This window comes from Comamonas sp. BIGb0152 (assembly GCF_024809975.1).
Classification (GTDB): Bacteria; Pseudomonadota; Gammaproteobacteria; order Burkholderiales; family Burkholderiaceae_C; genus Comamonas.
The window spans coordinates 31,671-44,230 of the sequence record NZ_JANUDY010000007.1; the positions used below are offsets into that span (position 1 = coordinate 31,671).

Sequence of the window (12,560 nt, forward strand, 5' to 3'; positions counted from 1 at the left end):
AAAAGCTGCTGGCCCCCTGGGGTTCAGCAGCTTGTGCGCGAAAGGCAGTTCGGCGTCAATGCGCCATCAAGGACAGGCAGCTGTCGAGCTGCTCGGTAGGCATGCGCCGGAAGTCCGAGCGCGCAAAGCGCTGCAGGCGGCCAATCAAAAAGGACATCAGCACGCTGGAGCGCACATTGGCATCCACCGTGGGTGTGGCTGATGCGTCCGCGCCAGGCACTGTGCGCAGGCATTGGCGCAAGGTGGTCTCGATGCGCTCGAAGAACTGCTGCATGCGCTGCTGCAGGCGTGGGTTCTCGGACTGCAGCGCGTCGCCCAGCATCACCCGCACCATGCCGGGGTTGCGCTCGCCAAACTGCAGCACCATCGTGACCACCCGGTGGGCCTGGGCAATGCCCTGCTCCACGGTCTTGGCGGGGTCCGGCACATCGCGGCCGGTGATCTGCACGGCCAGGCTGTAGACGGACTGTTCAATGAACTCGATCAGGCCCTCGTACATCTGGGCCTTGCTGGCAAAGTGGCGGTAGAGGGCAGCCTCGCTGATCGACATTTGCGCGGCCAAAGCCGCCGTGGTGATGCGGTCTGCGCCTGGCTGCTCCAGCATGGCTGCCAGCGTCTGCAGAATCTGGATTCGACGCTCTCCGGGTTTTGGACGTTTACGGGTAGGTGCCGGGTTAGCGGCTTCTAGCGGCGCATCGACGAGGTCGGCGGCGAAAGAAGATTCTTGATCAGACATGCGTTGAATATGAGGCTGCACCCGACGCAGTCTCCCAACACCGCCAGGTATTTTTTATTGATAAAAGTAATGCACTCGCCTCACAGGTTGCCAGCGCAACCTTGGGCCCTCTGTAACATCTTACTGCAAAAGAACCGCAGAAAAATGATAAAAATCATGTGCATTACTAGATGCACAAATCAATTACGCAATCAAATGTATCAATAACTACGAATCATTGTTCCGTAAGCCGTGTCGGTCAAAATTTCGAGCAGCATGGCGTGCGGCACACGGCCATCGACAATATGCACGGCATTGACACCGCTCTTGGCCGCATCAATGGCGCCGGCCAGTTTGGGCAGCATACCACCCGAGATGGTGCCGTCCTCAATCAGCTCATCAATCTGGCGCGAGGTCAGCTCGGTCAGCAGCTGGCCTTGCTTGTCGAGCACACCGGGGATGTTGGTGAGCAGCATCAGCTTTTCGGCCTGCAGCACGGTCGCCAGCTTGCTGGCCACCACATCGGCGTTGATGTTGTAGCTCTCGTTGTTCTCGCCAAAGCCAATCGGGCTGATCACAGGGATGAAGGCGTCGTCCTGTAGCGCCTTCACGACGCTGGGGTCGATCGACAAGATATCACCTACCTGGCCCACATCATGCTCTAGCGATGGGTCCTTGTTGTCCTTGAGCTTGAGCTTTTGCGCACGGATCAAGCCGCCGTCACGGCCCGTCAGACCCACGGCTTTGCCGCCGGCCTGGTTGATCAAGCCCACGATATCCTGCTGCACCTCACCGGCCAGCACCCATTCCACCACTTCCATGGTTTCCGAGTCGGTCACGCGCATGCCCTGCACAAACTTGCCTTCCTTGCCCAGGCGCTTCAAGGCGTTTTCGATCTGTGGCCCGCCGCCGTGCACCACCACCGGGTTGATGCCCACCAGCTTGAGCAGCACCACGTCCTCGGCAAAATCGGCCTGCAGTTCCGGGTCGGTCATGGCATTGCCGCCGTACTTGATGACCATGGTCTTGCCATGGAACCTGCGGATGTAGGGCAGTGCCTGCGCCAGAATTTCAGCCTTGTCGCGCGGGGCAATGGAGAGAGAAGGAGTCGTCATGGTTGCAGGCCTTTACAGCAGCGGAGAAGATGCAAAACGCGCATTGTGCCCCAAAGTGCCATCTGCCTGCAGATCAGCGAATCCAGCCTGGTAGCTTGAAGCGCACGATCACCAGATAGGCGGCGACATAGGAGACACAGAACAGCGCACAGAAACCGATGAGGATATAGGTGTTGCGCCAGAACAGGACGGCCGGCACCACGGTGAGCAAAGTGAACGCCCACAAATACGGCGCAGTCCGGTTATTGCGGCGCAGCATGCGGCGGGCGGCGTTTTCATCAAGCACGCTGCGCACAATGCGGCGGTAGATCAGCTGGTGCAGGTGCAGCGCATCGGCCATGCCCGGTGAGTCACCGCGCGCGAGCTTGCGGTAGATGGAAAACATGGTCTCCCACACCGGATAGATGAGCAGCAGCATCGGAAACCAGGGCGAGACGATGGGGTGGCGCTGCACCAAGGTGATGCTGCAAAAAGCGATGACGATGCCCCAGACGTAGGCGCCGCCATCGCCCGCGAACAGCTGGCCCATGGGGTAGTTCCAGAACATGAAACCCAGGGTGGCGGCGGCGGTGATCACCAAAATAGCGGCCAGCTCCCGGTCGCCCAGCTGCAGCGCCACATGGGTGAGCGCCGCGCAGATGATGACCGCCACCATGCCCGCCAGGCCGTTGTAGCCATCGATGATGTTGAAGGCATGGGGCAGGCCGGCGATGGCCAGCACCGCCAGCGCCATGCCCAGCCAGGGCGCGGCGCTCAAGGCGGCATCCAGCCAGACCAGGCCCATGCGTGGCACGGTCATGCCCAGCAGGTACACCGCCAGCAGGCCGGTCAGCAGGGTCAGCACCAGGCGGTAGCGCACGGTCATGCGCTGGGTCATGTCCTCGGCGATGCCACCGGCCACGGCGGGCAGCATGGCGATGAAAAAGAACAGCACCCACTGGTTCCAGTGCAGCGCGTTGCCGTAGTAGCCCCACCAGTTCTGCACACCCGCCACCCCCACCGTCAGCACTAGGCTGGCAAACATGGCCAAACCACCCAGCCGGGGGATATTGCCCATATGGAAGCGCTGGGGCAAATCCTTGCCATAGCGTTTGGCATGGCCGCGCATACGGCGCACGATAAAACCCGCGCCGATCAGCGAACAGAGAAAAGCGACCACTGCCAGGAAAATCATTATTCAATCATCGTGAGTGCTGCCGTGGGGGTACGCCGGAGCAAGGCCCGGGCGCGCCAGAAAACTGCCGAGGTCCACAGCCGCAGCAAGCTGCGAATATGCCACAAAGCATGGCCGGCGCGGCGATGGCTGGCCCGCTGCCCCGCATGCCCCACCACGCAGGCGGCGCGCGCCAGGGTCCAGCCCGCTAGGCGCAGCCTGAGGCACAGCTCCACGTCTTCGCAGTACATGAAATAGGCGGTGTTGAGCCCGCCTATGCCCTGCCACACGGGTGTGGGCAGCAGCCACATCGCGCCATTGACCCACTCGGCCCGGGTCTCACGCCGCTTGACGGCATAGCGGCGCAACAAGGACCAGGGGGAGGGCAGCTCGCGTTCGCTGTCCTGCAGCTGGCCGTTGTCATCCACCTGCATCGGATAGGCCAGGCCCACGCCCTGGCGCTGCACCGCACGCACCAAAGCGGGAAAGGGGTTGCCGGCGGCCAGGTCCACATCCGGGTTGATGACGCAGACCAGCGGCTCGCTGGCGCCAGCCAGCGCCGCATTGTGGTTGGCCGAAAAGCCTTGCGGCTCGCTGTTGTGGCGCAGTTGCAGCACAAAAGGCCAGCCGCCTGCGGGTGCCACAGGCGCGGGTTCGGGCAGGTTCAAGGTCAGCACCACGCGGCGCACGCCGGCTCCCCCCGCGCCATGCTGGGCCAAGGCGTCGAGCAAATGCTGCACCATAGCGCCATGGCCGTGGCTGACCACAGACAAGACAATGGGAGGGAGCGGGAGGGTGGCGGTGGACATCAGCGGGCATTATCCATCAGCGGCCAGCGCCAGAATCCGCCGCCGGATCACCAGCAACAGCCCGCCTCAATACAGGCGCAAAGCCAGCAGCACCCGCAGGATCAAGGTATCGACCGCACTCATGCGCCAGTAATAACGCTGGACGGAGGCCCGCAGGGCAGTTGTCCAGCTGCTGCGCGAGCGGATCAGCATGCGCAGCTGGCGGCGCTGTGCATCGGCCAGGTCAGCGCCATGCAGCCGGTCGAATTCGCTGAGCTGGTCGATCCAGCCCGGCCCCGCCTGGCGCAGCCGGCGCCAAAAGCGCTGCACGCGCGCCCACTGGCCGGCCAGGCCCTGCTTTTGCATGCCAATGGTGTTGCGGCCATGCTGCCGGTACAGGATATGGCTTTCGCTGTCGAACACCACGCTGCCAAAGGCCGACACCACCAGGTAGGCCCACCAGTCATGCGCCAGGCAGACACCGGGACGCTGGGACAGCAGACGCTCACGTGCAGCGGCATTGAGCGCGACGGTGCAGCCCGTGGCAATGTTCTGCACCAGGGCATTGCCCCAGCCGATGCAGCTGCGGTCGTAGTCGGGCGAAGGGCCGATAGGCTGCAGGTCCCCGGCCACATACTGGGTGCGGGAGCAGTACAGTGCGGCGCCCTGCTGCCCATCCAGCAATGACAACGCACGGCTTACTTTGCTGGGCAGCCAGACATCGTCTTGGTCGCAGAAAAAATAAAAGTCATAGCCGGCGCCCACGTTTTGCAATAATTCGTAAAAACTAGCTACAAAACCCAGATTGGCCCCTGCGTGCAGATGGATCTGCGGGTGGGCGTCGGCATAGCGCTGGACAATGGCCAGGCTTTGGTCGCTGGAGCCATCATCGCGCACCCAAATATCGCAACCCGCATGGCTTTGCGCCATCAGGGAATCGAGCTGCGCAGGCAGAAACTGCTCGCCATTGAATGTAGACAATAGAATTGCCACACGATTTTGCTTGTCAGTCATTCATCTTTCACCTGCATCTGCAGGCCTATCTCGGCAGAATTCCTACCCATTCCCATATCCATGACCCGCGAACACCACGTCTACACCCGCCACATCGATCTCCAGCAGCGCAGCTCACTGTCGGTGCTGGCGAACAAGATACAGCCGGGCGCCCGTGTGCTCGATCTGGGCTGCGGCCCAGGCGTGCTGGGCCAGTACCTGCACGAGCACAAGGCCTGCACCCTGGATGGTGTGACGTTCAGCGCCGAAGAAGCCGCGCTCGCCAAGCCGTATTATCGCGATCTGGCCGTGGCCGATCTGGAACAGATCAACCTGGCTGAGGCTTTTACGCGGCGTCAGTATGACTATATCGTTTGCGCCGATGTCCTGGAGCACCTGCGCCAACCCGAGCAGCTGCTGGCCGACTGCCGCGACCTGCTGGCAGAAAACGGCGAGATTTTGGTCTCCATCCCGAATGCGGCTTATTGCGGCCTGGTGATGGAGCTGATGCAAGGCGAGCTGCGCTACCGCGAAGAAGGGCTGCTGGACAACACCCACTTGCGCTTTTTCACCCGCCAGTCGCTGCTGCGCCTGATGACGGCGGGCCAGTGGAGTGTGCAGTCGCTGGAGACCATCGACCGGCCGCTCGATGAATCTGAATTTGCCCGCACCACCGCCGACAGCCTGCCGCCTGCGGTGATGCGCTACCTGCTGGCCCAGCCCGATGCGCTGGCCTACCAGTTCATCTGCAGCATCCGCCCCAGCAGCGACGCCGCTGCCGCCCAGGCCCATGCGCTGCTGGCGATCCAGAGCGAGGCCAACACGGCGCATGCCAGCTTTACCACCAACCTGTACTGGGCCGATGCCGGCCAGTTCAGCGAGTCGCACAAGCTGATTGCCAAGGGCCAGATTGGCGCCTTGCAGCAGAGCATTCGCTTTGCCCTGCCCCGTTTTGAAGGCACGCAGCCGACCTTGCGCTGGGACCCGGCCGACCGCCCCGGCTTTTTGCACCTGCATGCCATGCGCCTGTATGACGCGAGCGGCACCCTGCGCTGGCGCTGGGAGGCGGACCAACCCGAAGCGCTGGCCCAGGTGCCCCACAGCCAGATCAGCTGGCAGCCCGCGCACGCTACTGCGCCGGGCAGCACCTTGCTCTTGCTGACCGGCGATGACCCCCACCTGCATTTGCCGATTGACCCCGCGTTGCTCAAAAACTGCCTGCAGACCGAGGGCGCGGTGCTCGAAGTCAGCCTGGGCTGGCCCATGTCGGCCGACTATGCGGCGCTGGCCGACAGCGCCCAGGAGCTGCAGGCACGCATCAGCTATGCCGATACCGAGGTGCTGCGCGCCCAGCAAGCCCAAGCCGAGGCCCACACCCAGCTGCGCCTGCTGCAGGCCCATATGCAGGACCAGAAGGAAAATCTGGAAGCGGCCATTGCGCAGCAGCAAGAGCACATCCAAGGCCAGCAGACCCATATTGGCAATCTGCAAACCCATCTGGGCAATATCGAGGCATCGGAGGCCTACCGCGTAGGCCAGAAGCTGGCCAGCGCCAAGGCCCGGCTGCGTGGCCGGCCCGCGCCCGCCCCGGCCGTGGTGCATGTGCCTGAGCACCAGCCTGCGGCCGCCGAGCCTGTGCTAGATACGCCCGAAGCGATGGATGCGCTGGATGCACTGGCCGAAGTGCCGAACAGCGCCACCGTCGCCGTGGTGGTGGACGAAGCTGCATCCGACGAATCCATTGCTGAGCCCGTGCTGCCCATCGTTGCCGCACAGCCTGCCCCCATGGTCGACATCATTGTCCCGGTGTACCGGGGCCTGGTCGATACGCAGCGCTGCCTGCAGTCCGTGCTGCAAGCAGCCACGCAAACCAACAGCCAGCTGGTAGTGATCAACGACGCCAGCCCCGAGCCCGAGCTGACCGCCTGGCTGCGCGAGCTGGCCCAGCAGGACAGCCGCGTGCAGCTGCTGGAAAACGACAGCAACCTGGGCTTTGTGGCCACCGTCAACCGCGGCATGGCCCTGCACCCCAGCCACGATGTGCTGCTGCTCAACAGCGACACAGAGGTATCGCACGAATGGCTGGACCGCCTGCACCGGGCCGCCTACAGCGCGCCAGAAGTGGGCAGCGTCACCCCGCTGTCCAACAACGCCACCATCTGCAGCTACCCGCGCTTCTGTGAGAAAAACGCACTGCCGACCGATGCCGACCTGCTGCGCCTGAACCACCTGGCGGCCAGCGCCAATGCCGGGCAGACGGTCGAGGTGCCCACCGGCGTGGGCTTTTGCATGTACATCCGGCGTGATTGCCTGGCCCAAACCGGCCTTTTCGATGTGGAACATTTCGGCAAGGGCTACGGCGAAGAGAACGATTTCTGCATGCGCGCCCATGACCTGGGCTGGCGCCACCTGCTGGCCTTGGACACGGTGGTGCTGCACACCGGCGGTGTCAGCTTTGGCGACAGCAAGACCCCGCGCGAGCAGGCGGCCTACCAAACCCTGCAGCAACTGCACCCTGGCTACGACAGCCTGGTGCAAGCGCACCTGAAGGCCAACCCGGCCCAGGCCGCACGCAATGCCATTGACAAGGCGCGCCTGCGCCAGCACCCGCTGCCACGCATTCTGATGGTGCTGCACAACGCAGGCGGCGGTACCCTGCGCCATGTCAAAGAGCTGGCCCACAGCCTGCGCGACCGCGCCGTATCGCTGGCGCTGACCCCGCTGGAGAACAACTACATCCGCCTGCAGTGGCTCGATGCGGCCGAGGGCTATGACGAAGCGTTCCACTGGCCCACGCAGTCTGAAGCGCTGGTGGCGCTGCTGCGCGAGCTGGGCGTGTGCCATATCCACTTCCACCACCTGATGGGCCTGAACCTGGAGGTGATGCGCCTGCCCGAGCTGCTGGGTGTGCGCTACGACTTCACCGCGCACGACTACTACGCCATCTGCCCGCAGATCAACCTGATGGAGCCCACCCACAATGCGCACTATGCGGCGCTGGGCGTGGCGCAGTGCCCGCAGTGCTCGGGCGCGGAGCCGGCACCCACCGGCGAGTACATCGATGCCTGGCGCATGCGCCACCGCTTGTTCCTGAACCAGGCGCGTTATGTGCTGGCCCCCAGCAAGGACGCCGCCCTGCGCATGCACCAGTACTTCCCCGATGCAGCGGTGCGCTATGTGACCCACCATGACATCCCGGATGCAGCGGCCCTGCCCCTGCCCCAGGGCCAGCCGCTGGCCAGCCACGCCCATTTGCGCGTCTTTATCCTTGGCGGCGTCAGCCTGGCCAAGGGGGGCGATGTGATGGAGGCCGTGGCCCTGGCTGCAGCCCAAAGCCAGGCCCCCGTTGAGCTGCACCTGCTGGGCTACCCACACCGCCGCATGCGCACCCAACCCCATGCCAGCCTGACCGTGCACGGCCCGTATGAAGACGCCGACCTGCCCGCACTGATGGCACGCCTGCAGCCCGATGTGGTCTGGTTCCCGGCGCTGTGGCCCGAAACCTATAGCTACACCTTGAGCGCTTGCCTGCAAGCCGGTGTGCCGGTGATCGCCCCCGATATCGGCGCCTTCCCCGAGCGCTTGGCTGGCCGCCCCTGGACCTGGCTGCGCCCTTGGAGCACCTCGGCCGACGCATGGCTGGCGCTGATGCAGGACATTCGCCAGCGCCACTACATCGACGGCCAGGCGCCCCTGCCTGCCCCGGCTGCAGCAGTGGACTTGCAAGCGCAGTACCTGCAGCCCTGGAGCTATGGGCACGATTACCTGACGGGTCTGCGCCAGCCCCTTAATTAAATAAAATAGCCCAATAGTGTTTGCAAATCAAACACAGACCGCTACCAAATAAAGAGCAACATCCTTGTCTTCCACTCTCTCAACTTTGCGCAAACTGCCCCACAAGCTGCGCCAGCTCAGCCGCAGCCTGTACCTGCTCGCCGCCGATCCCCGCCAACTGGGCAGCAACAGCCGCAAACTCTGGCGCGCCTGGCGCACGGGCGGCAGCCAGATGCTCAAGCACCAGCTGCTGTCCCTGGGCCACCCCGATGCCCCCACGATCGCCGTGGCGCCCACCGATGCCTGGCAGGATTACCAGCAGCGGCTGACCAGCGATGTGCTGCCGCTGCTGCGCGCCGAGATCGCCGCGCTGGCGCAGCCCGTCAGCATCTCCATCCTGGTACCCACCTACAACACCGACCCGGCCATGCTCACCGCCATGGTTGACTCGGTACGCGCCCAGATCTACCCGCACTGGGAGCTGTGCATCGCCGACGATGCATCGCCCAAGCCCCATGTGCGCCAAATGCTGCAAGAACTTGCGGCGCAGGAGCCGCGCATCAAGCTGCACCTGGGCGAGACCAACCATGGCGTATCGCACGCTAGCAACCGGGCACTGGCCTTGGCCACGTCCCCGTTTGTGGTGCTGCTGGACCATGACGACCTGCTCCAGCCCCAGGCCATCTACCGCGTCGCCCAAAGCGTCATGGCCGATGACCCGGACATGCTGTATTCGGACGAAGTGCTGGTCAGCCCCGATGGCAAACAGGTGCTGCAGTACTTCCACCGCCCGGCCTTCTCGCCCGAATACCTGCGCAGCCACCCCTATATCGTGCACATGGTGGGCTTTCGCACCGCGCTGCTGCGCAGCCTGGGCGGGTTCGACGAGGCCCTGGGCATCTCGCAGGACTACGACCTGATCCTGCGGGTCAGCGAAGCGGCCAGCCGCATCGTGCATCTGCCCGAGATCCTCTACCAGTGGCGCACCCACACCGGCTCGGCCGGCCACGACAAGATGGCCCAGGTGATGGCCACCTCCACCGCCGTACTGCAACGCCATCTAGACCGCAGCGGTGTGGCGGCACGCTCGGCCCCCGGGGTGTCGTTCAATTTCTTTGAAACGCAGCACCAGATCGCCGATGGCCAGCGCGTGGCCATCATCATCCCGACCAAGAACTACGGCAGCCTCGTGCGCCAGTGCGTGGACAGCATCCGCGCCACCGTGCCGCATGCCGCCTACGACCTGATCGTCATCGACCATGCATCGACCGAGCAGGCCAGCCTGGACTATTTTGCACAGCTGCAGCAAGAAGGCACCGCCACCGTGCTGCGCTACCAGGGCCCGTTCAACTTCTCGGCCATCAACAACTGGGCCGTGCGCCAGCTGACGGGCACTTACAGCCACTACCTGTTCTGCAACAACGACATCGAGGCGCTGGAGAGCGGCTGGCTGGAGCACATGCTGTCGCAGTGCCAGGACCCGAGCGTCGGCATGGTGGGCGCGCAGCTGCTCTACCCCGACCGCACCTCCATCCAGCACGCCGGTGTCTGCGTGGGCGCCTTTGGCATTGCCGAACACTATGGCAAGTTTTTGAAGCTGCCGCCCGACCGCGTGGATATCGCCTTCATGGGCCGCCTGGTGAGCACGCACGAGGTCTCGGCCGTCACTGCCGCCTGCCTATTGATGCGCAAGGAAACCTTTGATGCCATCGACGGCTATGACGAAAAGCTGGCCGTGGGCTTTGGCGATGTGGACCTGTGCCTGCGCAGCTTGCAGCTGGGCTGGCGCGTGTTGTACTGCCCGCAGGCCACCTTGGTGCACCATGAGTCGATCACCCGGGGCAAGGCCGAAGGCTACGACCCGCACCCCGAGGATTCGGCGCTGTTCGCCAGCCGCTGGCGCGATTTTCTGGACCAGGGCGATCCTTACTTCCACCCGGCATTTGAAGTGCGCCACACCTGCTGGCTGGTACGCACGCCGCTGCATTGCGAGGCCTCGATCAAGCGCCGGCTCTTCAGCCGCAGCGGCCTGGGCCAGCGCATGCAGCGCCTGAGTTACAGCGCCAGCGTCTCTGTGCCCGTGCAGTTGGAAGAAGCTACGGTCACAACCGCTTGATGCCCCTCCTGGCCGCAGCCCAGATGGGCTGCAGGCTGGGGATCAAGCGGGCCGCTGCAGCAGCAAAAAGATCTCGTTGTTGGTCAGCACATCGCGCGGGTACTGCGCCAACAAGGCCTCGGGCACGGGCTCCGGCTCATAGTGGCGGCGCTCCTCACGCGCCACCGCAAAGCCTGCCTCCTTCGCCAGCGCTACCAGCTCATCGGCGGTCAGGCGGTTGAGCTCCTGGTACTCCTTGAACACAAAGCGCTTGTAGCCGTCAGCGCCAAAATCGGCAAAGCCAAAATCCACCTCATCGGGGCTGAGTTCGCCGTCATAGGCTTCAATCACCTTCCAGAGCGCTTCCTCTTCGACCAGCAGGTGGTGCCAGGCGATGCTGTCATAGCGGCGCAGGTGCGAGCCAAAGGCGGAGTAGAACAGCGGCTCGATCTGCAAGAAGAAGTGCCCGCCCGGCTTCAGGCAGGCCAGCAGGTCCTTCAGAATCGGCAGCAACTGGTCGCGCTGCACATGCTCAAAGGTGGACCAGCTCATGATGCCGTCATAAAGCGCTGCCTGCCCTGCCAACGGCGCGCTGGGCGTGATCGTCTGGAAGCTCAGCGCGGCCGGAATGCGCTGCATGCCCAGCTGCTCTTGCGCAATACGCGGCAGTTTGGCGTATTCCTGGCGCACATCGATGCCGTGGATGGCGCCAGCGCCATGGCGCAGCACCAGTGCCAGATCGGTGATGCCATCGCCACAGCCAAACTGCAGCAGCCGGGCCGCACTCAAATCCATCACCGGGCTCAGCCACTGTGCCACCACATCTGATGCGTAGTGGAAGTGGGAGCGGAACCATTCGTCGGAAATTCGGCTGTCGTCAAAGTCAGGCAAGCCCAACCGCTTTTCACGCAATTGCGCCAGGCGGCGCATACGGCTTCCGCGGTTCATGATGGCTTTCGCAGGACGTACACGTCCTGGTGGTTCCAGAACTGCACGGGAGAGAAATACTCAAGCTTGTCGGCGCCGACAGTCTCGGCAATCCGGGCGCGCACAAAGGCTTCGGTCGTAAAGGCCGTGCCGTACTCGTTCGGATCGATTGCGTTCGACTCGCTCGACGGCGCAAAGAAAAAGCCCTCCTCATCGAGCGGTACGCTGTCAAAACGCGCGGCCTTGATGCCGTGCGTGCTGAACACCAAGATCCCGCCCGGAGACACCAGGCTGTACAACACCTGCAGCCAACGGCCCCAGGTGCTGCGCGGCAGATGGCTGAACAGCGATAAGACAAAGACCGTGTCGTACTGGCGCGGCGCCACCAATTGCTCTGGCACGCTGGCAGAGACAAAGCCCTGCACGCCAAAAGTGTGCATCGCAAAATCCACCGCATCGGGCACCACATCCGACACCGTCACTTTGTCCGGCCCCAATAGATGCGCCAAGTGGCGGGTAAAGCGGCCATGGCCGCTGGCAAATTCCAGAAAATGCTGGCTTTGCACCAATGGCTGGCCCACCCGCTCCATCACGGTCATCAGCTCAGCCAAGGTACGCCAGCCGTCGGCCAGGTAATCGCGCAGAGGATTGTTGCTGCTGGGGTGGCCGGCAAAGAAGCCAAAAATATCATCGGCCGTGGAGATGGTGCAGTCCAGGCCCATGATGTTCCGGAACGAGCCGGTGAGCCCGTATTGCTCGATCAGCGCATGGGCTGCCAGCATCACGTCTTTTTCGGCACGGGCGCGCAGCAGCAAGCCAGAGGCAGCTTCGAAATTGCCGTTCGTCAGCATCAGCTGTGCATCGGCCAGCAGCTGCTGGCCCTGGCTCGTTGCAGAGGGAGAGTTCGTGGTCATAAATCTGGGGGCGATGAGCGCGCCAGCGCAGATGCTGGCGCTCTCGTTTCCTGGGGGTCAGGCTGCACGCTGCGTTGCGTGCTGCA

At 63.6% G+C, this 12,560-nt stretch carries 9 protein-coding genes; 2 read left to right on the top strand and 7 right to left on the bottom strand.

What is annotated here, in order from left to right; translation table 11 throughout:
* Nucleotides 1-55: 55 nt before the first annotated feature.
* From slmA to M2375_RS14515, 5 genes are all read right to left on the bottom strand, one after another.
* Nucleotides 56-736, bottom strand: coding sequence for a nucleoid occlusion factor SlmA (gene slmA / locus M2375_RS14495; RefSeq protein ID WP_259168368.1), 681 nt, complete (start codon nucleotides 734-736; stop codon nucleotides 56-58).
* Nucleotides 737-936: 200 nt separating this feature from the next.
* Nucleotides 937-1,830: an acetylglutamate kinase gene (argB, locus tag M2375_RS14500; protein ID WP_259168370.1), complete on the bottom strand. Its 894-nt coding sequence runs from the start codon at nucleotides 1,828-1,830 to the stop codon at nucleotides 937-939.
* A 73-nt stretch (nucleotides 1,831-1,903) separates the two neighbouring features.
* The gene (locus M2375_RS14505) at nucleotides 1,904-3,004 is read right to left on the bottom strand and encodes a glycosyltransferase family 4 protein (protein ID WP_259168372.1); all 1,101 of its coding nucleotides are present in this window, start codon (nucleotides 3,002-3,004) and stop codon (nucleotides 1,904-1,906) included.
* Entirely contained in the window at nucleotides 3,004-3,792 is a 789-nt protein-coding gene (locus M2375_RS14510; RefSeq protein WP_259168374.1) for a glycosyltransferase family 2 protein, read from the bottom strand. The genes M2375_RS14505 and M2375_RS14510 overlap by 1 nt, the downstream gene beginning before the upstream one ends.
* A 66-nt stretch (nucleotides 3,793-3,858) precedes the next feature.
* On the bottom strand, nucleotides 3,859-4,764 hold the full coding sequence (locus M2375_RS14515; RefSeq protein ID WP_259168375.1) for a glycosyltransferase family 2 protein: 906 nt from the start codon (nucleotides 4,762-4,764) through the stop codon (nucleotides 3,859-3,861).
* A gap of 81 nt (nucleotides 4,765-4,845) precedes the next feature.
* Between M2375_RS14515 and M2375_RS14520 the strand changes: the two genes are divergently transcribed.
* Both M2375_RS14520 and M2375_RS14525 read left to right on the top strand, forming a co-directional pair.
* The gene (locus tag M2375_RS14520; RefSeq protein ID WP_259168376.1) at nucleotides 4,846-8,559 is read left to right on the top strand and encodes a methyltransferase domain-containing protein; all 3,714 of its coding nucleotides are present in this window, start codon (nucleotides 4,846-4,848) and stop codon (nucleotides 8,557-8,559) included.
* A 64-nt stretch (nucleotides 8,560-8,623) separates the two neighbouring features.
* Nucleotides 8,624-10,654 (top strand): glycosyltransferase family 2 protein, encoded by a 2,031-nt coding sequence (locus M2375_RS14525; RefSeq protein ID WP_259168377.1) that lies wholly within the window; start codon nucleotides 8,624-8,626, stop codon nucleotides 10,652-10,654.
* A 42-nt stretch (nucleotides 10,655-10,696) separates the two neighbouring features.
* Here the strand turns inward: M2375_RS14525 and M2375_RS14530 are convergent, their stop codons facing one another.
* Both M2375_RS14530 and M2375_RS14535 read right to left on the bottom strand, forming a co-directional pair.
* The gene (locus M2375_RS14530; RefSeq protein ID WP_259168752.1) at nucleotides 10,697-11,563 is read right to left on the bottom strand and encodes a bifunctional 2-polyprenyl-6-hydroxyphenol methylase/3-demethylubiquinol 3-O-methyltransferase UbiG; all 867 of its coding nucleotides are present in this window, start codon (nucleotides 11,561-11,563) and stop codon (nucleotides 10,697-10,699) included.
* Nucleotides 11,564-11,577: 14 nt separating this feature from the next.
* Nucleotides 11,578-12,474, bottom strand: coding sequence for a bifunctional 2-polyprenyl-6-hydroxyphenol methylase/3-demethylubiquinol 3-O-methyltransferase UbiG (locus tag M2375_RS14535; protein WP_259168378.1), 897 nt, complete (start codon nucleotides 12,472-12,474; stop codon nucleotides 11,578-11,580).
* Between the last annotated feature and the right edge of the window lie 86 nt (nucleotides 12,475-12,560).